Raw genomic sequence first — 21410 nt, forward strand, 5'->3', positions numbered from 1 at the left:
GGTGCCAGACTGTGCCCATGACGTACACGGCTCTCATCACCGGTGCTTCTGCTGGCCTCGGACAGGAATTCGCGCGGCAACTCGCCGGGTTTGGCGTACACCTGATCCTGGTGGCACGGGCGGAGGATCGCCTCACAACGCTCGCCAACGAACTCACAACGGATGCAGCAACTCCTGAGGTCCTCGCGTCCGATCTCACCACCGAAGCCGGGCTTGAGCGCGTGGCCACACGGCTTTCTGATCCGGATCGCCCCGTCGACATTCTGATCAACAACGCCGGCTTCGGCGTATACGCGAGCTTCGAAACGAGCGACATCGCTGACGAGCGCCGACTCCAAGAACTGCTGTCATGGGCACCGCTGCGACTTTGCCACGCGGCGGTTCCTGGAATGCTGGATCGTGGCCAGGGCTGGATCCTGAATGTCGCGAGCGTCGCCGCCTTCACGCCGACCGGCACGTACGGAGCAGCGAAGGCGGCGGTCGTGTCGCTCTCACGTTCACTGAATGCCCGGTATCGGCGACGCGGTGTGCGGGTCACGGCGCTGTGCCCCGGGCTGCTCGCAACGGAGTTTCACGAGCGCATGGGTGAGGATCATCTCCCCCAGCTGCCGGCGATTGCCTGGGCCGACACCCGCCGCGTGGCGCGAGAAGGTCTCCGCGCGCTGCATGCCGGCCGGTCGGTCCTGCTCTCAGACTGGCGCTATCGGCTCATGGGGCCGCTGACCCGAATCCTGCCCGATCGGCTCCTGGAGCGCGCATCCACAACGAACGCGCAAGCGGGTGTTTCCGCGTAGCCTGCGTGCGCTCTCAGAGTGTTGCACGTGAAACACACGGCCTACTGCTGCGCAGAGAACTCGCGCTCCGGAGAGTTGAAATCGGGCAGATTCGACGCTCTGACGCCAAATCACTCTCTGAAGCAGCCCGAGCACGCCGCCGCAGACCCAGCGCTACTCTGGCGTCATGACTCCCTCCCGCCGCAGCTTCACCACTCTGCTCGGCCTCGGCGCCGTGACGCTGGGGCTCACCGCTTGCGCGCCCACAACTCGCAAGCACGGAACTCCTGGCGCCGATCCGGAACCGGATGCTTCCAGTGAGCCTCAGGCCTGGGTGATGCCCGACGAGGCAGCTCCCCACACCGCGACCTGGATGTCTTTTGCAGTGCGAGACGATATCTGGTCTCCCGAACTCGCCCCGGCTGTGCGGGCGACCCTCGTCGAAATTGCCAACGCGATCGCGGAGTTCGAGCCGGTGCACGCGCTCGTACCTTTCGGCGAGCCGGTAGTGGGGGCCGGTACGGGAGTCACGCTCCACGAGCACGAGTGCGACGATCTCTGGATGCGCGACACCGGGCCAGTTTTCGTGCATTCTGCCGGTGAGAATCCGATCGCCGCCGTCAATTTCAATTTCAACGGGTGGGGCGAGAAGCAGGAGCACGCCGCGGACGCAACAGTCGCATCCGGGGTCTGCGCGTTCGCAGGCGTCGAGGAGCTGAAAACTGAGCTCGTGCTCGAGGGCGGTGCGCTCGAAGTCGATGGCGAGGGCACTGCAATCATTACGGAGAGCTGCGTCCTCAACGACAACCGGAACCCCGGTTGGACAAAGCCGGACGTTGAGTCAGAACTTGCGCAGCTACTCGGTATTGAGAAGGTGATCTGGCTGCCCGGGATTGCTGGTGCAGACATTACCGATGGGCACACTGACTTCTATGCGAGGTTTACGTCGCCGGGGGTGGTGGTCGCTGCCAGAGATGACTACCGCGGGAGCTTCGACTACGACGTCACGCGGGAACACCTCACGATCCTGCGCGCCGCGACAGATGCGCGCGGGCGGCAGCTCGAGGTGCACGTGTTGCCAGCGCCGAAGAAGCTCCGGAAGGAGTTTTTGCACGATGACTTCGCGGCGGGATACATCAACTTTTACGTGTGCAACGGGGGCGTCATCGCCCCAGAATTCGGGGATCCGAAAGCCGACGCACACGCCAAACAGACGCTGACGAAACTGTTCCCTGGCCACACCATCGTGCAGCTCAACATTGATCCGATCGCCTCCGGTGGCGGCGGGATCCACTGCGCCACGCAGCAGCAGCCGCACTTCGCCACCAGCTGAGGGCTCGCGCTCCGGTGCTCGCGCAATGGTGCACCGGCCCTGGTGCCCCCACTCTGACGCCCCCACTCGTCCTTGCAGCGGGAATTTATCCTCGGCTTCGTCTTCATGTGGCCGAGATCGCGGCGCTCAAGATAAATTCACTCGTCAAGGATGAGGCGGGCGCACCGGCACTCGGAGGCACAAAAAAGAACAGGCCCCCAAAGGGAGCCTGTTCTCGTTAATCTCGTGCGCGAGGGGGGACTTGAACCCCCACGCCCTTGCGGGCACTGGCACCTGAAGCCAGCGCGTCTGCCATTCCGCCACTCGCGCGAGTTTGTTTCCCAGCGCGTTTCCGCCCCAGACAACTCCCCTAGCTTAGCAGGCCCATGCCCCTCTCACCAAAGCGGGCTAAACTGAACAGGACCGACGCCGCCGATGGCGGTGTGTACTGAAAGGGCGTCACCAACACGTGGGCATTCTCGACAGCGTAGAGCGCGGGCTCGAACGCGCCGTAAATGGCGCCTTCGCTCGCACCTTCCGCTCCGGCGTGCAGCCGGTGGAGATCGCTTCGGCGCTCAAGCGGGAGCTGGATATTGGCGCGGTCATTGTGGATCGCGACCGTGTGCTGGCACCGAACCGGTTTACGGTGCGGGTCTCTCTCAAGGACGCTGAGCGGTTGCAGAACCTGGGCGCCGCCCTCGAGCAGGAGCTCCGGGGTGTCGTACTGAAGCACGCTAAACGGCAGAGCTACCAGCTGCTCGGCGAGCCTGATGTTGAGGTGCGCGCCGACGAATCGCTCACGACCGGCGTGTTGGAGATCGATGCCGCGCGTGTCGAGGGCTCCGTGAGCTGGACCGCGGCCGTCGACGTCGACGGGACGCGGCACGAACTCCCCCGTGGCACGACCACGGTCGGTCGCGGAAGCGACTGCGGGATCCGGATCACCGACAACGCAGCCTCTCGGAAACACCTGGAGCTGATCTGGGACGGTTCCGCAGGGATTGCCAGGGATCTGGGCTCCACGAACGGCTCGAAGATCAACGGGCAGCGGTTCCGGGAGGCAGCGCTGGCCCCGGGAATCACGATTACGATCGGCCAAACGTCGCTGACGTTCCAGCTGGTGCCAGCGCGCGAGCGCACCGCCCAGCCGAGCCGCCCAGCGGCTGCTCCACAGCACCGCTCCCCGGCGGAACGCTCTGCGAGTGTTCCGCCCGCAGCGGATCCGGGGAATTTCCCCGCCGCTCGCGGACCACGATCTGCCGCGCCGCAATCGCGGTCTGCGCGTCCCAATGCCGCTGACCCTCAGGGTGGCGACACGCCCGGCATTGATCAGGACTTCTGGAGAGGCCTATGAGTGAACTCACCCTCCTGATCCTCCGGATCGGGTTCCTGCTACTGCTGTGGCTCTTTATTTTCGCGATTGTCTACGCGCTGCGCAGCGATCTGTTTGGCGCTCCAGTGCGTCGCATGCGCGGTGATGCCAATGGCGGCGGATCCGGCTCCCCCGTGGTCGTCTCGGCGCAGTCGCCGGCACCAGCACCCGCGGCCCAGCAGGTGGCGCAGGCCACCGCGCCGATCGTCTCCTCTGCCCCACCCATCACACCATCAGCCGGGGCACTCCCCACGGCCGCCGCGGGCGGCTCCGCGGGAGCCGCAGCAACAGGCTTCCCGCGCACCCTCGCGATCACCTCCGGCGTTGCTACAGGCACCACGATCGCGCTCGACGAAGACTTCGTCACGATCGGTCGCAGCGGAGATTCCACGCTCGTCATCGTCGACGAGTACACCTCGACCTATCACGCACGCCTGGCTCGGAGCGGTGACCACTGGGTGCTCACTGATCTTGACTCCACCAATGGCACCCGCCTCAACGGTGATCGCGTCACAAAGCCCGTCACAGTCCCCATGTACACGCCGGTCACGATTGGCACGACCACCTTCGAGTTGAGGCCCTGAGCGTGACCGTCGCCTACGAGAGCGCCATCGGTTCCCATGTGGGGATGGTGCGATCGAACAACCAGGACTCCGGCTTTGCCGGGGATCATCTGTATCTCGTCGCGGACGGCATGGGCGGTCACGCCGGCGGCGACGTTGCCTCGGCGATCGCGGCGAAAGAGATGGCGGAGTTCGACGTCGCCCCGCTCGGCAGCCCCGAAGCGACCACCAATACGCTGCGCACCGCGGTGCTCGAGACGAACGCCAAGCTCCGCGCCACCGTGCTGGATCGTCCTGAGCTCGCCGGTATGGGCACCACGTTCACCGGTTTCATCACGGTCGGAGATCAGCTGGCGCTCGCGCACATCGGCGATTCACGGCTCTACCTCCTGCGCGACGGCCAACTGCAGCAGATCACGAAGGATCACACCTTCGTGCAGCGGCTCGTGGACAGCGGCAAGATCACTGAAGAGGAAGCAAAGACGCATCCTCGCCGCTCCGTCCTCATGCGCGTGCTCGGCGACGTCGATTCCTCCCCGCAGGTCGACACGCAGGTGCTCGATACCCGGCCGGGCGATGTCTGGCTGCTGTGCTCCGACGGGCTGTGCGGCTATGTCGAAGACGTCGACATCGAGAAGATCCTCAAGCGGCGCTCCTCACTGCAGAGCGCGATTGACGGCCTGATCGACAAGAGCCTTTCACACGGTGCGCCTGACAACGTCACGGCGGTGCTTGTTGAAACCGTGGCAGCTCCCGACCGCAACCCCAACGATACGCTCGAGCTCCCGGCTCCGAATCGCCGCTTCGCTGGATCCGCCGCGACCGCACCCGCCCCGCGCGACGGCGCGGTATCGACGGCGCGCAACCGGATCCTGAGCCGCCGCCCCGTCCGTCGCCCACCGCTCGTCGCGGAGAGCCACTTCGAGCCCCGCGTCGACGAATACCTCGCCGAGCTGATCGCCGAAACGCGCCGCCGCAATCGCCGCCGCCGGCTCCTCTGGGCATTCGGCGTCGTTGCCGTGCTCGTCGCGATTGGTGGAGCAGTGCTGTTCGGATACCAGTGGACCCAGACGCGCTACTTCGTCGGCACCGACGGCACAACCGTGATCATCTATCGCGGCGTGCAGCAAGATATCGGCTCGTTCTCGCTCTACTCAGTCGCAGAAGACACTGAGATTCCCGTCGCCAAACTCGACGGCCTCGAACAGCGCCAGGTCGAACGCACACTCGCGGCCGGCTCGATCGAAGAGGCACGCGAGATCGTGCTGCGCTTGGGGGTGCAGAATGAGTAACGCCAGCAACGGAACCAGCGAGCCGCGCACCTTCGAGAAGACGCGCACCAGCGAGACAGTGCTGCAGCGGATCACCGCGCTGCGCGCTCCACGCCTCCTCCTCGGCCTCGAGCTCGCGCTGCTGCTGCTGGCAATCGCCGTCGGCGTTGCAGCCGTAGTGATCATCGACCTCACCATCCAGGGCAAGGTCACCACCACCCTGCTCCCGACGGGCGCGCTGTTCATCGCGGCGCTGCTTGCGCTGCACTTCACGATCCGCAGGATCGCCCCTGACGCAGACCCGCTGATCATGCCCATTGCCGCGTTCCTGAACGTGATCGGTGTGGCGATGATCTACCGGCTCGACCTCGCGAAAGGGCTGAGCGGTTGGGGCGCCGATTCCGTGCGCCAGCTCGTGTGGTCGGCAGTCGCCGTGGTGGCCGCGATCGTCGTGCTCGCCCTGATCCGGAACCATATTGTGCTGTTCCGGTACACCTATCTCACAGGCCTCGCCGCAGTGCTGTTGCTCCTGCTCCCGATGCTGCCAGGAATTGGCGCCACCATCAATGGTGCGCGGGTGTGGATCCGTATCGGCGAGAGCTTCTCGTTCCAGCCCGGCGAGATTGCCAAGATCCTGCTCGCCATATTCTTCGCCGGATATCTCGTGCGCAACCGCGACTCACTCGCGATGGTTGGGAAGAAGCTCCTCGGGATCCGGTTCCCCCGCGGTCGCGATCTCGGCCCGCTGCTTGTATTCTGGCTGGCCGCGATGAGCGTGCTCGTGTTCCAGCGGGATCTCGGCACGTCACTGCTCTACTTTGGGCTGTTCCTCTCGATGCTGTACATCGCGACCGGCAGAATCGGCTGGATCATCCTCGGCGTTGGGCTGTTCCTCGTTGGCGGGCTTGCCGCGAGCCAGACCCTCGAATACGTCAACCGACGCTTCGTGAACTGGCTGGATCCCTTCGCCGATCCGTTCAATGCCAGCCACCAGATGGTGCAGGGCCTCTTTGGCATGGCCAACGGTGGAATGACGGGCACCGGCCTCGGCCAGGGCTATCCCGAAGACACTCCGCTCGCGCAAAGCGATTACATCATCCCGAGCCTCGGCGAGGAGCTGGGCCTCATCGGCCTGTTCGTGATCCTCGCCGCCTACTTGCTGCTCGTGGGCCGCGGACTCCGCATCGGATTCGCCGGCCAGGATGACTTCGGCAAGCTGCTCGCTTCCGGCCTCGCCTTCACAATCGCGCTGCAGGTATTCATCGTCGTCGGCGGTGTCACCAGGCTGATCCCGCTTACGGGTCTCACTGCACCGTTCCTTGCAGCAGGTGGTTCCTCGCTTGTCTCGAACTGGATCATCATCGCGCTTTTGATACTGCTGTCGAACTCTGTCCGAAACCGACCGAAGCTGGTGATCCGCGCATGAATAAGCAGCTGAAGTTCACCACCCGCGTCGTGTTCACGATGTTTATCGCCCTCTTCTTCTCGGTCACCATGATTCAATTCGTGAACGCCGACGAGCTGCGCGCGAACGAGCTCAACTCCCGCACCGTCAAGAACAGCTACAAGGTGGAGCGCGGCTCGATTCTCGTAGATGGCGACCCCATCGCGTACTCGACTCCAACCGACGACTCGTTTAGTTTCGTGCGGCAGTACGATCCCGGTTCGATCTACGCGCCGATCACCGGCTACTTTTCGCACTCACAGGGCGTCACCGGCCTAGAATCGGCGATGAATCTCGAGCTCTCCGGCAGTGGCAACGCGCAGTTCTTCACTCGGATCATGAACACCCTGAACGGGGTCGCCCCCCAGGGTAGCTCCGTGCAGACCACGATCAATCCGAAGGCGCAGGAAGCCGCCGTCGCAGCGATGGCCGAAGAGGGCTTCACGGGTGCCGTCGTCGCCATCGAGCCCAAGACGGGGCGGATCCTCGCACTGGCTTCCTCTCCGACCTTTGATCCGAACCTGCTGTCCTCGAATAACAACGCGGATATCATCGCGAACTACGCGCAGCTCGATAAGGATCCTGAGCAGCCGCTGCAGAATCGCGCGATCGCTGGCGATCTGTACCACCCCGGTTCGGTCTACAAGCTCCTCGTTGCTGCCGCAGCCATCGAGGACGGCGAGGCCACGCCCACGACCGAGTTCGCGAACCCGGCGCAGCTGACACTTCCGCAGTCGACGAGCGTGATGCAGAATGCGTCGCGCACCACCTGTGGCACTGGCGCCAAGGCCACACTTGAGCAGGCCATTGTGATGTCGTGCAACATCCCGATCGCTGAGCTCGCGATGAAGATGGACCGCGGCGCCGTCCCTGAGATGGCGCGAGCATTCGGCTTCGAGCAGGAGCTCACCGTGCCGCTCGCGGTGACCCCCAGTGTGTCACCGCTGCCGGAAGATCAGGCGCAAACCGCGCTCTCCTCCATCGGTCAGCTGGACGTGCGCGTCACCCCGCTCCAGATCGCGATGGTTTCGGCCGGAATTGCGAACGGCGGCACGGTGATGAAGCCAACCGTCGTGGATCAGGTCATTACGCCGGATCTGCGCGTTGAGACTCAGGTCTCTCCTGTTGAGCTCAGCAAGCCGATCTCCAAGAAGACTGCCGACGCGGTCACTGGGATGATGGAGAAGGGCGTTACGGAGGGACTCGCCGCGAAATCTGCCATCGAGGGTGTGCGTGTCGCGGGAAAGACGGGGACCGCCGAGAACGGAACTGACGCTGCGGGGAATGACCTTCCCTTTACGCTGTGGTACACAGGGTTCGCTCCGGTGGACGACCCAAAAATTGCCGTCGCCGTTGTGGTCGAAGATGGTGGCGGAGAGGCATACGGTTATCTGGGGGGTTCGTATGATCTCCCGACGGCCGTCGGAAAACGAGTTATGGAAGCGGTGTTGAGCGAATGAGACCAGCTGCAGGGATCACATTCGGCGGACGCTACGAGCTGAGCTCTCGGATCGCCGTCGGGGGCATGGGTGAGGTGTGGAACGCGACCGACAGCATTATCGGTCGCACCGTTGCCATCAAGATCCTGAAAGACGAGTACATGGGGGATCCCGGGTTCCTCGAGCGCTTCCGCGCAGAAGCTCGCCACGCCGCACTCGTCAACCACGAGGGCATCGCGAACGTGTTCGATTACGGCGAGGAGCAGGGCTCCGCGTACATCGTGATGGAGCTCGTGCCAGGCGAGCCGCTCTCCGCGATCATCGAGCGCGAGGGTCGGCTCCCACCGAACCGTGTGCTCGGCATCGTTGCGCAGACAGCGACGTCGCTGCAGGCTGCGCACGATGCTGGCCTGGTCCACCGCGATATCAAGCCGGGCAACCTGCTGATCACGCCAGAGGGCCGCGTCAAGATCACCGACTTCGGGATCGCGCGCATCGCCGATCAGGTGCCGCTTACCGCAACTGGCCAGGTCATGGGCACCGTGCAGTACCTCGCGCCTGAACAGGCCAGTGGTCACACGGCGACCGCTGCGACCGACATTTACTCCCTCGGCGTTGTGGCATACGAGTGCCTGGCCGGGCGGCGCCCGTTCACCGGTGAGTCGCAGGTGGCCATCGCGATGGCGCAGATCAATGACACGCCGCCGGATCTGCCGAACGACGTGCCTGAGCCGGTGCGGAACCTCGTATACGCGTGCCTCGCGAAGGACGCAGCAGGACGGCCGCAGACCGCCGCGAAGCTGGCCCAGGCTGCAACCGCGCTGCACCGTGGCGATGTGAAGCTCGCAGCGAGCTACGTGCCACAGGTGCTCGGCCAGGTTGAACCGACCACCACGGTGCTGCAGGAGCAGACGAGCGGTATGGACGCGGCAACGACCGCGCTGCCGCGCACCACCGCACTGCCAGGGCAGACCGCTGCAACTGCGGCGCTTGACGGTGACGAGCTCGGCGAGGACGAGGCTGAAGACCAGCCGAAGAAGAAAAAGAGCGCCTGGACCTGGCCGCTCATCACGCTGATCGCACTGCTGCTGCTCATCGGCGGCGGCACGGTCTACGCGATCATGAGCAACAACGCTGCGAACACCAAGCCAACGCCCACGACGACGACGCCAAAGCCAACGAAGACCACGACACCGCCCACCACGACACCGCCTGCGCCCTCGACTGGTGCAGTTGATCAGGCCCAGGTCGTCGGCATGAACGTTGAAGAGGCGACCGGATACCTGCAGGGACTCGGGTTCACCAACATCACCGCGGTGCCCGGAAATCAGGTGCCTGACGACCAGGTCAATATCGTGACGTCGGTGAATCCGTCTGGCGACAAGGTACCGTTCGACCAGGCGATCAAGCTCACCTATAACGTGCCGTTTGGCGAGGTTGCGCAGCCGGGTGCTCCGTCGGCGAGCCCCGCCACCGTTGAGTCCGGTGGAGTCTCGAACATCAGCTGGGGCGTCGCGAGCTGCCCGACAGGGCTCACGATTCAGGCGTACAACGTCTCAATCGAGGGTGACGGATCTGGTGCCGGATCCGTGCAGGCCCCCGGTGTTGCAGTGACCGCGAACCAGCTCGCCGCTGGTGCAGCTGACGGTTCCATTACGGTCAGCTACACCGTGACCTGCGGCAATGGCTCTTCAGTGACTCGGGTCTCACCGGCTTCCGAGGCAGTAACGATCACGGTGAAGGCGCCCGCCGATACGAAGCCGGACCCCGGAAACACGGACCCGGACGACAAGCCCTAATTCGACACGGGTGACCGTCGGCAGACCACGCTGCGATCCCGATAAACTTGGAGGCATTCTATGAGCACGGAAGAGGTGACCATGCCCGATACGGCAGATAATAGCGAGCAGCGCATTCTCGCCGGCCGCTACGCCATAGGCGAGTTTGTCGGGCAGGGCGGCATGGCGACCGTCTATCGCGGCACTGACACCAAGCTGGGCCGCCAGGTTGCGATCAAGGTCATGAAGGCCGAGCTCGCTGGCGACGATCAGTTCCGCTCACGCTTCAGGCAGGAGGCGCAGTCGGCTTCTCGCATGGCGCACCCCACTGTGGTGCGCGTGTTTGATGCTGGCGACGATCTGATCCAGACCGCTGACGGCGCGAAGCGGCTCCCGTTCATTGTGATGGAGTACGTCGAGGGGAAGAACCTGCGCCAGCTCACCGCTGAGCGCAAGCTTTCCCCGTCCGAGGCTTGCCGGATCGTTGATTCGGTGCTCACCGCACTCGAGTACTCGCATCGCGCAGGCATCGTGCACCGCGATATCAAGCCAGCGAACATCATGATCACCCAGAGCGGCCAGGTCAAGGTCATGGACTTCGGTATCGCCCGCGCGGTATCTGAGACTTCTTCAACACTGCAGCAGACCACGGCGATCCTCGGTACCGCAGCGTACTTCTCGCCTGAGCAGGCGAAGGGCGAGGCGATTGATGCCCGCACTGACCTGTACTCGACGGCCGTGCTGCTGTTCGAGCTGCTCGCCGGTGTCGTCCCGTTCCGAGGCGACAGTGCGGTAGCCGTCGCGTATCAGCACGTCAGTGAGCGCCCCAAGCCGCCGAGCGAGCTCGCCCCTGAGGTGACTCCTGAGCTCGACCGCGTGGTGCTCTTTGGTCTTGCGAAGGATCGCGCCAAGCGGTTCCAGTCTGCCTCCGAGTTCCGTGAGGCGCTGCGCCTCGCCGCGAACGGCACCATGCCCAAGCTTGAGGTGCAGCAGCAGGACGCTGTGCTGTTCTCCGGCGGCGAAGAGGTCTCCGAGTCTGATTTGGCGCTCCGTCAGCTTGCTGAGGGTGGTGGCGGTTCTCGCACACAGAGCCGGCCGCCAGTGATGTGGACGTGGGCCGCGATTCTGACGATCGGTGCCGTGATTATCGCCGTCGTGTTCTGGCTCGTCACGCTTGCTCCGAAGCAGTTCCTCCCGGATTCATCGCGTGAGATCCCGACCCTGATCGATCTGGATCGCAGTCAGGCGCTGAAGGCGTTGCAGGAGCGCGACCTCCTGGGCGTGCCCATCGAGCAGACGAGCGCTGACACCGCGGCCGGTAAGGTGATTTCCAGCGATCCTGAGAAGGGTGTCGTGCTCAGCCCGGGCGACAAGGTGACGCTGTACATCTCGACAGGGCCTGAATCGGCACCCGTGCCGGCGTTCTCCCGCATGTCGATCGCCGAGTATACGAAGGCAATCGAGGACCTCGGACTCACCGTCGGTCTCGTGACGACGGTTGACAATGCACTCGAGGCGGAGAATCGCGTACTCAAGGTCACGCCTGAGGTGGGCACCGAGCTGTCGTCCGGTGACAGCGTTGACTTGGAAGTGTCCAGTGGCAAGGTGAGCATCCCGGATGTCGTTGGCCAGCCGCTTGAAGTCGCGAACGCGCAAATCGATGGGCTCGGCCTGGAGAACAAGCAGGTGCCGGTTGACAGTTGCCCCACGCAGGAGGGGTACCCCGTACTGTCACAGTCGGTCGTGGGCCAGCAGCCGCAGGGCACCGAACTCGAATTGAAGTTCTGCACCGGGTAATTCTCGGGATACAACTGAGGCCGGGCACCCTGCGGGTGTCCGGCCTCAGTTGTTGTGCGCGACATGCGCACGAAACAGCACTGTGCTCAGCGCAAGAGCGGCGTCAGGGATCGCGCGATCTCGGCGGCGTTCGTGAGTCCGGTGGTGACGAGCCAGTTCCCGAGCTGCTGGTAGCCCCCCTCGGTGAGCACCGACTCGGGGTGGTATTGCACTCCGTAGATCGGGAGTTCCTCGTGACGCAGCGCCATGACCACTCCGCCTGCCGTTTCAGCAGTGATCGTCAGGCTCGCAGGCACGGTCGCTCGGACGACGGCGAGCGAGTGGTACCTGGTCGCGTTGAACTCAGCAGGCACGCCAGCGAAGAACGAATCATCGCTGTGCCGCACGCGTGAGACCTTCCCGTGCATCAACTCTTCGGCGTGCGTGACGGTGGCGCCCAGGGCCTCAGCGATCGCCTGGTGCCCCAGGCACACGCCCAGCAGCGGCACGCCGGTCCGCAGAGCGATCCCTACCATCGCGATCGAGACACCGGCGTCTGCCGGAGTGCCCGGCCCGGGTGAGATCAATACGCCGTCGAACTCGCCGGCAAGTCGCTCAAGCTCACCAGTGGTGACCTCGTCATTTCGGATCACCCGGGTGCTGGCACCGAGCTGCTGCAGGTAGCCATTCAGCGTGTAGACAAAGCTGTCGTAATTGTCGATGACCAGGATGCGGGTCATGTTCCCACCGTTACTTCAGGCGCGGGCAGCTGCAATGCAACCCACGGATAGACAAAGGTAATCACCGCGTAGACCGCGACCGCTGCGACAGCGAGCAGCACAATGACCCGCAGCCAGGCGGGGCCGGGGAAGAATCGCCAGAGAATGGAGAACATCAGCTTGCCGCTCCCTTCAGTGCGGGGTTCAATTCCAGGAGTTCCGACGGTGGCCCGTCACTTCTCGGCTGGAATCCCTCAAACACCGAGTAGGCGATCGCACGTTCGTCGCTCCCGGCCCACTTCGGGTGGCAGGTGGTGAGGGTCATGATCTGATCGACACCGGGCTGTCCTTCGAGCCGGGGGAACGGATTGAGCACATCGGTCTCGGTGGGAAGCACGTACTCGATCGAGCGGAAGCGGTAGGTGTACCAGCCGTCCGCAGTCTCGATAAAGAGCGGATCTCCGACCCGAAGGTTCATGACCTCACGAAACGAGTTGATCAGGGGGCCGGAGCGATGACCGGCGAGGGCGAAGTTGCCTGGCTCACCCGGCATCTGCGTCGTCTCATAGTGGCCGATGCCCTTCTCATCAAGGTTGAGCACGGTCCACCAGTCGGTGGTCTCGCCGATTCTGTTCGCGTATGTCGTGCCGAACGCGGGCGCGTGGAGCGTGGCAAACACCTCGGACTTCTCGGGAACCGCGGTGACGGGGACGCCTTCAGTTTGCAGTGGTTGCGCCTCTGCGTCCCACTGCGCCGACGTCTGGGCTGACAGGTCGGTCTGCTTCGCGGTAACCGTGACCCCGGTGTGCCACGGCTGCCAGACGATATACCCCAGCACACCGATTCCCGCGACGAGCAATAGCTCTCCGAGTACGGTCAGCGGGCTCAGGCGCGCTCTGCGGCGACGATTTCGCCGACCTGAAGTGTCCGTCATACGGCCATTCTAGAATGTGCACCTGAGTCCGAGCGCCGGACCGGCTAGAATCAGTCTCATGGCAGCAGCAGGCAAGAATGTAAGCAAGCGCAAGTCGGGCGAGCTCGATCGCGAGCGGGCGGATCTCGCCGCTGCGCGGAAGGACGCCCCGAACCCCGTGTGGTTTAAGCCGGTGATGTTCGGTTTCATGCTGCTCGGGCTCGTATGGATCGTGCTCTACTACATCACGAGCGGCAGCTTGCAGCTTCCCGTACCTGCCTTCGGCCAAGCGAACATCTTTGTTGGCTTCGGGCTGGTGCTCGTGGGCTTCCTCATGACTCCGTGGTGGAAGTAGCCTACGATTCGCAGCTCACGCAGCGTGTGCGGCACGGTGTCGTGACTGAAATCACACCGCTGTAATTCCTCCCCAGGCTGGGGACAAAGCTGTGGATAACTTTACTTCAGCGAGGGAATGAGTCACACCTTCCCGATCACACCGCACAACGCAGCAGGCCCCCGACCGGATTCCCGGTCGGGGGCCTGCTGCGTTGTGGGCGGTTAGAAGATCGCCGGAGTGGCCACGAGATACCCACAGGCAAGCGCAACGAGCACCGCACCCAGTGCGACGAGCGATCCGATGCGCGCCTTCTTGCGGCGCGGGCCGCGGGTCGCAAGAAGAATCCCCATCGTTGCTGCGCCGAGCACCATGCCGCCGAGGTGTGCCTGCCAGGAGATATTCGCTCCTGGCAAGAACCCAATGCCGATGTTGATCGCCAGCAGCACCGCGAGCGACGTGACATTCACCTTTGCCGCACGGAAGGCCACAAACGTTGCCGCAAGCACGCCAAAGATCGCGCCCGAGGCACCCACGGTCGGGATGTTGATCGTCTCGGGTGAGACGTACGCCCAGTACATAACACCGAGCGAACCCCCGAGGCCGGCAAAGACGTAGAGCGTGAGATAGGCGATCCGCCCAATCATCTGCTCAAGATTGCGGCCGAACAGCCACAGTGCATACATGTTGAAGAGAATGTGGAAGATGAACCCTGTTGAATGGGTAAACATCGCGGTGAGCATTCGCCACGGTTCAAAGCCCATTCCCACAGGAAGCAACTCGGGCGGCAGTGAGTAGAGCGGCGCGTACCAGAGTGCACGTGTTACTTCGTCGGTGCCGAAGTAGTGACTGATGAGTTGCAGTGCGAACACCACTCCACACGCAATCATGATTGCGTAGGTGACTGGGGCATCGGAGGCCGCGAGCCTCCGCCCCGTCACGCGCGAGGCGCGTGCGGCACGCTTCGCTGTGCTCGGCTGCGTCTGCTTGACGCAGTCCGTACACAGCACGCCGACGGCCGACACCACCTGACACTCAGGGCAGATGGTGCGGCCGCAGCGCTGGCACAGCGTGAAGCTGTGCACCTGCGGGTGGCGATAGCAGACGTCGTTTGGCCCGTACTCAACGCGCTCGCCGAATGCGGGCCCCGATCCACTCGCCACCATGGTGCTTAGGCCTCGACGATGTCGATGCCGGTGATGACCACGTCCTCGACGGGGCGATCCATGGCCCCGGTCTTGACACCCGAAATGGCGTCAACCACGGCCTTTGACGCGTCATCTGCGACATCGCCGAAGATGGTGTGCTTGCCGTTGAGCCAGTCCGGAGCAATCGTGGTGATGAAGAACTGCGAGCCGTTCGTGCCTGCCAGGCGACCGGTCATGTCCGGGCGCTTTCCTGCGTTCGCCATGGCGAGCTGGTACGGGTGTGTGAAGCCGAGCTCAGGGTGGATCTCATCGTCGAAGTTGTACCCGGGGCCGCCGGTCCCGGTGCCTGTGGGGTCTCCGCCCTGGATCATGAAGTTCGGAATGATGCGGTGGAAAATAACCCCGTCGTAGAAGCCCTTTTCAGAGAGTTCGACGAAGTTCTTGACCGTGCGAGGCGCGTGATCACCGAAGAGGTTGATCACGATATCGCCGTGGTTCGTGTGGATGGTGGCTACAGAGGTGTGAATGGTCATACGAACTAGTGTAGGCGCGGCCCCGCACAAGAACTGAGCACTCGCCGGACGCGAACGGCTCTGTTCGCGGCCAGGATATTTCTGCGCTCTGCGCTCCAGCACAGCGCAACACGGCCCGATCGGTGTAGCGTTGGGAGAGCGAGCACTTTGCTCACAGCCTCGCCCAGCTAGGAGGACCGTAATGAATCTCTCACGCAAGCGCCGCCGTGAACTACGCAGCCTGCGGGGTGACGCACAGGATCTGCTTGACCAGCAGCGGATCGTGCTCAGCCAGGCAGGTGACGTACTCGGCCAGGCAGGCCGTCAGGCCAAGTACCTGAGTGACGAGCACATCGCACCGCGGGTGGACCACACCATCGAGGCCGTGCGTCCGACCGTGGACCGCGGGGTCGCCACTGCACGCCGTGCAGCGGACAACGTGCGCCGGGTCACCACCCCCATCGTTGCGAGCGCTCTCGCGCGCACCATTCGTGCACTCGACGAAATCGACAATGGCGAGGCCGCAGCGCAGGTGCGCGGCTTCGGCGAACGCGCAGGCTACCTCTCGCCGGCAAAGAAGAAGAAGGGCCGCGTTGGCGGCTTCATCGCTCTCGGCCTCGGAGCTGCGGCGGCCGTAGGAGTCGGCTACGCACTGTGGCAGGCGTTCCGCACAGACGATGAGCTCTGGGTCGCACCCGAGCACTAGCACTCCACGCGTGCGCCGCCCAGCGGAGTGCACTGCGAAAGCGCCGCGGCCTCAGGCCCGGCGCTTTCGCTATTTCCGGGGCTTCCCGGCCTTCGCCGCAGGCTTCCCCTGCGATTTGCCTGGCTTAGCGCTGGCCTTGCCGGTTTTCCCAGAGTTCTTCCCGGAGCGCGCGGGCTGCCGCCGAGAGATCCCAGCCATTCGCAGCCCGGTCTGCACGAGCGAAAGGGTGCGCAACGATCCGATCTCCCGGATCGGCACCCATCGTGCCTCGTCTGAGGAGCCGTCAATCTCGTTCTGCAACGGACCATCTTTGACCGAGGCGCGGTAGACGATCCGGATCGTGTGAAGCTCCGGGTCGGTGCCCTCCGGCACCTCCTCGCGCACCATCACCCGTGAGTCGACTCCGATGAGCTTCCCCACCCGTGCCTCAAGCCCGGTCTCTTCAAGCACCTCGCGCACCACGGCGATTTTCGGGTCTTCCCCGCTTTCAAGTCCGCCACCAGGAAGCGTCCAACCATGCAGGTGTCCGCGCCGCCAGTGGGTCAGCAGGATCTTGCCGCGCCGCTCAACCACCGCGTAGGCGGCCACTCGAAGATCCATGGCTATGAGCCTAGCCTGTCGGGCTCCGCGGCCCCCGGTGCCGCGCTGCGAGGGGCCTCATGCGCAGTCTCTGCACGCCAGCCCACAAGCCACCGGTTGAGCCGCGCGTACGCGTCTGCCCGGGGTCCTGGCGCCGACAAGAAGAGATCATGCAGGCCGTCGGCTACGCGCTCGATCGTGACGGACGAGCCAAGCCGCAACGCCGATCGTGCAACGGCGTCGACATCGAGCACCGTGTCCGCGCGCGTGAGCTCGTCGGTCCAACGCAGTGGTACAGCGAAGCGCTCTGACAAGAGTACGGCGACCGGGATGTCAATCCCGAGTCCGTGATTCACTTGCTCGTGGCCGGCAAGGATGGCACGCAGCCAGCCGGTGGCAACCGAATGGCTGCGTTCGGGGCGCCAGCGCGGATCCACGAGCGCCAACTCCTCCTGCGGGCCAACCTCGTGCTGCGCGCGGGTGTAAAAGCCGTAATCGAGCTGCGGGGTCACCTCTTTCGGTTTAAATCGCGCACCGAGCGAGACGAGCGGAACGAGTAGCTGCCGGCCGGCCGTTGAGAGCTGAAACTCGAGCCACGGGCTGTTGAGCACGAGCGCGTCGGCCTGCTTGGGGTGCCGCCCAGCCCAGAGGCTCAGTACCAGCCCGCCGGTGGAGTGCCCCAACAACACGAGTTTCCGCGTGGGATCTGCGCCGTCCACTGTTCGGATCACGTCGAGTGCGAGCCCGATTTCCAGGTCATACTCCTCGAGGCGGTCAATGTACCCGGGAGTCTGACCTTCGCGCAGGCTGCGCCCGTATTTTCGCAGATCGAGTGCAAAGAACCGGGCTCCGCGCTCGGTCCAGAACGCCGCGAGATCGCGCTGGAAGAAGTAATCTGACCAGCCGTGCACGTAGAGCACGTCCACGCCTTCGAGCGGGCGCCTGCGCCCGAGTACGCGATCGAAGAAGCTGCGCGGTTCTGGGAGTGACCGCACGAGCGTTGCGCTCAGTGGCCCCTCTTCGTCGGACCCCAAGTCGAGTTCGGTGCAGGTGAACCCCGCACCCAGCACATCCGCCCGCCACTCCGTCATAGCGTCAGTCTATGGCGGGGGCGGGCGGATCGGGTGGATCAGCGCTAGCGGAGCGGCCGCAGTGCGAGATCTCCGAGGCTGACGTCTGCAGTGATGCGATTCGGGGCGCTCGAAGAGGTGCGGAGTTGGTTGCGCAGGTCCCCCAGCTCGACCGAGGCGTCGACTCGGTACTCAACGTCGGGGAGTTGCAGGTCCGCTGATCCGGTACCCACCTCAACGTCAACCGAATCTGGGGCGTCGCCGCGCAGGGTGGTGCGCACATCTCCCATGGAGACTTCAAAGTCTGCTGCGGTCACGCCAGTGAGATCACCTGAGAAGGATCCCACCCCGACGCTCACGCTGAGCGTGCGCGCATCTCCCGCCACTGTTGCTTCGCCGGTGCCGACCTCCACCGCAAGGTCGCCGAAGGTGCCTGTTGAGGTGAAGGAGCCCACTGAGACGTCGATCTCCGCATTCACTGCCTGTCGTTCTAGCGTCTCTGGGAGCGTGAGGATGACGGTCGTGTGAGCAGCGCGATCCGGTGGACAGAATCCGAACAGGCAGCTGCTCCCACCCAGCCGCTGTGGGCTCGTGACGACGAGCGTGTCCCGGTCTCGCTTGAGCGCCCAGCGGTCGCTGTCGGTTCCGCTGACCTTGAGCTGCGCTTCGTCGACAGCACCAAACTTGAGCGTGAAGTCGGCGAGGCTGATGTCGAGATCGAGTTCGGTTACTCCTTCGACGGACACGCTTCTGCTGCTGTCACCCGATGCCGTACCGAGCCTCGTCCCAGCTGCCGAGTAGGCAGCCGATGCCGCGATTCCGAGTAAGGCAACTCCGCCAGCGACCGCGGTAATGTACATGATCGTCTTGGCCGTGCGGCTCGGACCCTGCGGTGGCCGCTGACTGGTGGGGCCGCTGTGGGGATCCTGAGACGTCTGTGGGTGCTGCGCCGGCTGCTGAGGCTGAGCCGGGGCGGGAGGCTGGTTGTGCGTCATTGGGAGGCTCCGCTCTGCGGGGTGGTGGGGTTCTGGGCTGGCACCGCTCCGGTGCTTTCGAGGTGGGCAATTGCCGCGAGGACGCGCCGGTTGCCGTGTTCATCTGGTTCGAGCCCCAGTTTTTGGAAGATTGCAGTGATGTGCTTCTCGACGCTCGCCTCTGAGAGGAACAGGAGGCCCGCGATGGCTTGGTTCGATCGCCCCTCGGCCAGCGCCGATAGCACGGTCCGCTCTCGGTCAGTGAGGGCCGCCATTCGATCGTCTCTGCCGCGTCGGTTCAGGAGCTGCGCAACAACTTCTGGGTCCAGCACGGTGGCTCCTCCGGCGATCCGTTCGACGGCATCGATGAAGTCGGCCACATCTGCAACCCGATCCTTGAGGAGATATCCGAAGGCACCTCCCTGCGCCGCGATCAGTTCGCTGGCATAGCGTTCCTCAACATACTGTGAGAGCACCAGGACGGGCAGCTGTGGATGTTCAGCACGGAGTTCTCGTGCAAGCCGAATTCCCTCATCGGTGAACGTGGGAGGCAATCGAACATCCAGGATGCACAGTTCTGGAGCTTCCGACCGGACCGCAGCTGCGACACCGTCGGTGTCCGGGTGCGCGGCAACCACCTCGTGTCCAGAGTGCTCCAGGAGGCGGATCAGGCCCTCTCGCAACAGCACGGAATCTTCACAGATCAGGATGCGCACGGGACGCTCACCTCCAGTGATGTTGGCCCGCCCTGCGGGCTGTCGATGCGGACGTCGCCGCCGGCGGCCTGAATCCGGTTGGTGATCCCATCGAGACCGCCCCCCGGCAGCACGCGTGCGCCCCCAATACCGTTGTCCTCCACACGAGCCCACAGCGTGTTGCCGTCACGGAGGCGAACCACCACCCGACACTCGCTGGCGCGTGAGTGCTTCGCAGCATTCGTCAGGGACTCGGCGATCGCGAAATACACGGCCGTCTCTGCCTCTCGGCTGCACCGTCCCTGGAGCCGCACATCAAGGACGACGGGAATGTGGGATCGGCCGGCCAGCGCCGAGAGCGCTGCGTCGAGGCCGCGGTCGTCGAGTACCGAGGCGTGGATTCCACGCGCAAGCTGCCGCAATTCAGTGATCGCGGCCTTCGTTGACGTATGCGCCTCGGAGATCAAGGCTTTTGCGCCTTCCGGATCCGCATCGATCTGCTGCTGCGCGAGACCGAGGGTCATCCCGACAGAAACAAGCCTGGGCTGAACACCGTCATGAAGATCACGCTCAATCCGGGTGCGCTCGACCTCGGCGGCACGAACGGCGCCCTCGCGCTGGTGAGCTGACACCTGCACCTGACGCGTGAGCTGCTGGGTGCGCGCGCCAGCCCGGGCAATGGCGACACTGATGAGGCGATGCAGCAGGGCAAGTCCAACGATCGCTGCTGCACTGAGCACGGCCGTCAGAATGCCAGTGAGCGGGGAGCTCAGCACGGGAAACAGTCCGAATACGGACCCGACTGTGGGATCAGCCGCAACGGGGCCGCCCCCGAGCGAGGCGATCGTCGAGACCACTGACCACACCAGGCTCTGCGCGAACACGAGCAGAGCGGTGCCGAGCGCCGTGCCGATCATGAAACTGGCGAAGCCCTGCCACATCCGGCCATCAACGAACTGCCACCACACGCCTCGGAGATATGCTCCAAATCCTGGGGCGTCCTGACGAACCAGCTGCAACGATGGGACGGGAAGCTGGTACAGGCCGCTCACTCGTTCGGTCTCGAACCACGCGACGCCATAGAGCGAGTACACGAGGCCAATGAGGAAGACCAATCCGATACCGAGGATGATCGCGGTGCCCAGCCCCACGCTGAACAGCGCGAGCAGGATACTCACGACAAACCAACCGAACAGCCCGAGCGCTGCAAGATGCAGGATCGTCAGAAGGATGCGAAGCGGCGGCCGGGATTGCGCCGGGGCGACACTGGAGGTGATGGGGGAACTGCTCATACTTCTACGGTAGGCCGCTGGCGTATCCTGTGGCACCCGGCAGGCCAGAGAACACCTTTCGGGGTTTCCCTACCTTCGGTGGTCCACACTCTCGAGGCGGTCAGCCGTCGGAGTGCTCCCCCGTCGGAACTCTCCCCCGTTGGTGTTCTCCCCCGTTGGGGCTCCCCCCATTGGGGCTCTCCCCCCGACCGGGGCTCACGTCCCCAGGCTGACCCTCGTGGTGTGACACCACACACGGAAACACGAGCCGGTACTGGCCCCGTTCCCCCCAGTGGATGGTCTGGAGCATGTGCACGTCCCAACGGGCAGTCTCGCAGCACCGGAGCCCTCGGACGAAGAGCGGGGTGCCAGGACCGGCTCCGACGCCGCAGCGCGCCGCCTGGAGGCGCTCAGTGCACACACAGCGCCCGCGTGCGCGAACGGCGTGGTCTCGGTGGCCGTCCACAGCGCCCGGAAACCAAAAACGGCCCCGCTTCTGCGGGGCCGTACTGGTGGATCCTGGGAGAATCGAACTCCCGACATCCTGCTTGCAAAGCAGGCACTCTACCAACTGAGTTAAGGACCCTGACTGACTCATACTAGCGTATTTGTCAGTGGGGCTACCAGGACTTGAACCTGGGACCTCTTCATTATCAGTGAAGCGCTCTAACCACCTGAGCTATAGCCCCTTGACCAAGAAATGACTCTACCGGAACCCCAGAAAAAACCGAAATCGAATTCGCGTCTCGGGCGCGTTCCGC

The 21410-nt window shown here is 64.2% G+C and carries 21 protein-coding genes and 3 tRNA genes; 11 read left to right on the forward strand and 13 right to left on the reverse strand.

All coding sequences use genetic code 11. The features are described 5' to 3' along the window. Window positions 1–17: 17 nt before the first annotated feature. Both K1X41_RS08925 and K1X41_RS08930 read left to right on the forward strand, forming a co-directional pair. Window positions 18–794, forward strand: coding sequence for an SDR family NAD(P)-dependent oxidoreductase (locus tag K1X41_RS08925; RefSeq protein ID WP_220174421.1), 777 nt, complete (start codon window positions 18–20; stop codon window positions 792–794). Window positions 795–960: 166 nt separating this feature from the next. Beyond that, window positions 961–2106 carry an agmatine deiminase family protein gene (locus tag K1X41_RS08930; RefSeq protein ID WP_258566408.1) on the forward strand — a complete coding sequence of 382 codons (1146 nt, stop codon included), beginning with the start codon at window positions 961–963 and terminating at the stop codon, window positions 2104–2106. Between the two features lie 226 nt (window positions 2107–2332). Here the strand turns inward: K1X41_RS08930 and K1X41_RS08935 are convergent. After that, a tRNA-Leu gene (locus tag K1X41_RS08935) sits at window positions 2333–2415 on the reverse strand. A gap of 139 nt (window positions 2416–2554) precedes the next feature. Between K1X41_RS08935 and K1X41_RS08940 the strand changes: the two genes are divergently transcribed. From K1X41_RS08940 to pknB, 7 genes are read left to right on the forward strand one after another with little or no spacing between them, the layout of a single operon-like run. Beyond that, window positions 2555–3439, forward strand: coding sequence for a DUF3662 and FHA domain-containing protein (locus K1X41_RS08940; protein WP_220174422.1), 885 nt, complete (start codon window positions 2555–2557; stop codon window positions 3437–3439). Continuing rightward, window positions 3436–4041 carry an FHA domain-containing protein FhaB/FipA gene (locus tag K1X41_RS08945; RefSeq protein ID WP_132205633.1) on the forward strand — a complete coding sequence of 202 codons (606 nt, stop codon included), beginning with the start codon at window positions 3436–3438 and terminating at the stop codon, window positions 4039–4041. Before K1X41_RS08940 ends, K1X41_RS08945 begins: the two co-directional genes overlap by 4 nt. A 2-nt stretch (window positions 4042–4043) precedes the next feature. Continuing rightward, a complete protein-coding gene (locus K1X41_RS08950; protein ID WP_133616326.1) occupies window positions 4044–5312 on the forward strand; it encodes a Stp1/IreP family PP2C-type Ser/Thr phosphatase in 1269 nt (422 codons plus the stop codon). Further along, the gene (locus K1X41_RS08955) at window positions 5305–6717 is read left to right on the forward strand and encodes an FtsW/RodA/SpoVE family cell cycle protein (RefSeq protein WP_133616327.1); all 1413 of its coding nucleotides are present in this window, start codon (window positions 5305–5307) and stop codon (window positions 6715–6717) included. Before K1X41_RS08950 ends, K1X41_RS08955 begins: the two co-directional genes overlap by 8 nt. After that, complete coding sequence (locus K1X41_RS08960) at window positions 6714–8195, forward strand: peptidoglycan D,D-transpeptidase FtsI family protein (RefSeq protein ID WP_133616328.1); 1482 nt, start codon at window positions 6714–6716, stop codon at window positions 8193–8195. The genes K1X41_RS08955 and K1X41_RS08960 overlap by 4 nt, the downstream gene beginning before the upstream one ends. Continuing rightward, window positions 8192–9973: a serine/threonine-protein kinase gene (locus K1X41_RS08965; RefSeq protein WP_220174423.1), complete on the forward strand. Its 1782-nt coding sequence runs from the start codon at window positions 8192–8194 to the stop codon at window positions 9971–9973. Before K1X41_RS08960 ends, K1X41_RS08965 begins: the two co-directional genes overlap by 4 nt. Before the next feature lie 60 nt (window positions 9974–10033). Further along, window positions 10034–11749, forward strand: a complete 1716-nt coding sequence (pknB, locus tag K1X41_RS08970; protein WP_133616330.1) for a Stk1 family PASTA domain-containing Ser/Thr kinase — start codon at window positions 10034–10036, stop codon at window positions 11747–11749. 86 nt (window positions 11750–11835) lie between these two features. Here the strand turns inward: pknB and K1X41_RS08975 are convergent, their stop codons facing one another. From K1X41_RS08975 to K1X41_RS08985, 3 genes are read right to left on the reverse strand one after another with little or no spacing between them, the layout of a single operon-like run. Next, complete coding sequence (locus K1X41_RS08975) at window positions 11836–12468, reverse strand: anthranilate synthase component II (RefSeq protein WP_132205620.1); 633 nt, start codon at window positions 12466–12468, stop codon at window positions 11836–11838. Beyond that, window positions 12465–12623, reverse strand: a complete 159-nt coding sequence (locus tag K1X41_RS08980; RefSeq protein WP_165875661.1) for a hypothetical protein — start codon at window positions 12621–12623, stop codon at window positions 12465–12467. The genes K1X41_RS08975 and K1X41_RS08980 overlap by 4 nt, the downstream gene beginning before the upstream one ends. Further along, window positions 12623–13381: a class E sortase gene (locus K1X41_RS08985; protein WP_220174424.1), complete on the reverse strand. Its 759-nt coding sequence runs from the start codon at window positions 13379–13381 to the stop codon at window positions 12623–12625. Before K1X41_RS08985 ends, K1X41_RS08980 begins: the two co-directional genes overlap by 1 nt. 58 nt (window positions 13382–13439) lie before the next feature. Here K1X41_RS08985 and K1X41_RS08990 point away from each other — a divergent pair, with 58 nt between their 5' ends. Continuing rightward, entirely contained in the window at window positions 13440–13715 is a 276-nt protein-coding gene (locus K1X41_RS08990; RefSeq protein WP_132205616.1) for a cell division protein CrgA, read from the forward strand. A gap of 203 nt (window positions 13716–13918) precedes the next feature. Here K1X41_RS08990 and K1X41_RS08995 read toward each other — a convergent pair whose 3' ends face one another. Together K1X41_RS08995 and K1X41_RS09000 are read right to left on the reverse strand one after the other, a co-directional pair. Then, window positions 13919–14860: a rhomboid family intramembrane serine protease gene (locus K1X41_RS08995; RefSeq protein ID WP_132205614.1), complete on the reverse strand. Its 942-nt coding sequence runs from the start codon at window positions 14858–14860 to the stop codon at window positions 13919–13921. 5 nt (window positions 14861–14865) lie between these two features. Further along, window positions 14866–15375, reverse strand: coding sequence for a peptidylprolyl isomerase (locus K1X41_RS09000; protein ID WP_132205612.1), 510 nt, complete (start codon window positions 15373–15375; stop codon window positions 14866–14868). 181 nt (window positions 15376–15556) lie between these two features. Between K1X41_RS09000 and K1X41_RS09005 the strand changes: the two genes are divergently transcribed. Further along, complete coding sequence (locus tag K1X41_RS09005) at window positions 15557–16060, forward strand: DNA/RNA helicase (protein ID WP_132205610.1); 504 nt, start codon at window positions 15557–15559, stop codon at window positions 16058–16060. A 69-nt stretch (window positions 16061–16129) separates the two neighbouring features. Here K1X41_RS09005 and K1X41_RS09010 read toward each other — a convergent pair whose 3' ends face one another. From K1X41_RS09010 to K1X41_RS09040, 7 genes are all read right to left on the reverse strand, one after another. Next, window positions 16130–16660 carry an NUDIX hydrolase gene (locus K1X41_RS09010; protein ID WP_132205608.1) on the reverse strand — a complete coding sequence of 177 codons (531 nt, stop codon included), beginning with the start codon at window positions 16658–16660 and terminating at the stop codon, window positions 16130–16132. 2 nt (window positions 16661–16662) lie between these two features. Beyond that, window positions 16663–17730, reverse strand: coding sequence for an alpha/beta hydrolase (locus K1X41_RS09015; protein ID WP_220174425.1), 1068 nt, complete (start codon window positions 17728–17730; stop codon window positions 16663–16665). A 44-nt stretch (window positions 17731–17774) separates the two neighbouring features. Further along, entirely contained in the window at window positions 17775–18704 is a 930-nt protein-coding gene (locus tag K1X41_RS09020) for a DUF4097 domain-containing protein (RefSeq protein ID WP_220174426.1), read from the reverse strand. Then, window positions 18701–19399 (reverse strand): response regulator transcription factor, encoded by a 699-nt coding sequence (locus tag K1X41_RS09025; protein ID WP_132205602.1) that lies wholly within the window; start codon window positions 19397–19399, stop codon window positions 18701–18703. The genes K1X41_RS09020 and K1X41_RS09025 overlap by 4 nt, the downstream gene beginning before the upstream one ends. Then, window positions 19387–20670 (reverse strand): sensor histidine kinase, encoded by a 1284-nt coding sequence (locus tag K1X41_RS09030; RefSeq protein ID WP_132205600.1) that lies wholly within the window; start codon window positions 20668–20670, stop codon window positions 19387–19389. The genes K1X41_RS09025 and K1X41_RS09030 overlap by 13 nt, the downstream gene beginning before the upstream one ends. Window positions 20671–21159: 489 nt before the next feature. Further along, window positions 21160–21235 (reverse strand) — tRNA-Ala (locus K1X41_RS09035). Window positions 21236–21264: 29 nt separating this feature from the next. After that, window positions 21265–21338 (reverse strand) — tRNA-Ile (locus K1X41_RS09040). Between the last annotated feature and the right edge of the window lie 72 nt (window positions 21339–21410).

Origin of the sequence: Leucobacter luti (assembly GCF_019464495.1) — a bacterium.
Taxonomy (GTDB): Bacteria; Actinomycetota; Actinomycetes; order Actinomycetales; family Microbacteriaceae; genus Leucobacter; species Leucobacter luti_A.

Coding starts and splice junctions, on each gene's coding strand:
- K1X41_RS08925 (WP_220174421.1), top strand. CDS start 18: ATGACGTACACGGCTCTCATCACCGGTGCTTCTGCTGGCCTCGGACAG.
- K1X41_RS08930 (WP_258566408.1), top strand. CDS start 961: ATGACTCCCTCCCGCCGCAGCTTCACCACTCTGCTCGGCCTCGGCGCC.
- K1X41_RS08945 (WP_132205633.1), top strand. CDS start 3,436: ATGAGTGAACTCACCCTCCTGATCCTCCGGATCGGGTTCCTGCTACTG.
- K1X41_RS08955 (WP_133616327.1), top strand. CDS start 5,305: ATGAGTAACGCCAGCAACGGAACCAGCGAGCCGCGCACCTTCGAGAAG.
- K1X41_RS08960 (WP_133616328.1), top strand. CDS start 6,714: ATGAATAAGCAGCTGAAGTTCACCACCCGCGTCGTGTTCACGATGTTT.
- K1X41_RS08965 (WP_220174423.1), top strand. CDS start 8,192: ATGAGACCAGCTGCAGGGATCACATTCGGCGGACGCTACGAGCTGAGC.
- pknB (WP_133616330.1), top strand. CDS start 10,034: ATGAGCACGGAAGAGGTGACCATGCCCGATACGGCAGATAATAGCGAG.
- K1X41_RS08975 (WP_132205620.1), bottom strand. CDS start 12,468: ATGACCCGCATCCTGGTCATCGACAATTACGACAGCTTTGTCTACACG.
- K1X41_RS08980 (WP_165875661.1), bottom strand. CDS start 12,623: ATGTTCTCCATTCTCTGGCGATTCTTCCCCGGCCCCGCCTGGCTGCGG.
- K1X41_RS08985 (WP_220174424.1), bottom strand. CDS start 13,381: ATGACGGACACTTCAGGTCGGCGAAATCGTCGCCGCAGAGCGCGCCTG.
- K1X41_RS08990 (WP_132205616.1), top strand. CDS start 13,440: ATGGCAGCAGCAGGCAAGAATGTAAGCAAGCGCAAGTCGGGCGAGCTC.
- K1X41_RS08995 (WP_132205614.1), bottom strand. CDS start 14,860: ATGGTGGCGAGTGGATCGGGGCCCGCATTCGGCGAGCGCGTTGAGTAC.
- K1X41_RS09000 (WP_132205612.1), bottom strand. CDS start 15,375: ATGACCATTCACACCTCTGTAGCCACCATCCACACGAACCACGGCGAT.
- K1X41_RS09005 (WP_132205610.1), top strand. CDS start 15,557: ATGAATCTCTCACGCAAGCGCCGCCGTGAACTACGCAGCCTGCGGGGT.
- K1X41_RS09010 (WP_132205608.1), bottom strand. CDS start 16,660: ATGGATCTTCGAGTGGCCGCCTACGCGGTGGTTGAGCGGCGCGGCAAG.
- K1X41_RS09015 (WP_220174425.1), bottom strand. CDS start 17,730: ATGACGGAGTGGCGGGCGGATGTGCTGGGTGCGGGGTTCACCTGCACC.
- K1X41_RS09020 (WP_220174426.1), bottom strand. CDS start 18,704: ATGACGCACAACCAGCCTCCCGCCCCGGCTCAGCCTCAGCAGCCGGCG.
- K1X41_RS09030 (WP_132205600.1), bottom strand. CDS start 20,670: ATGAGCAGTTCCCCCATCACCTCCAGTGTCGCCCCGGCGCAATCCCGG.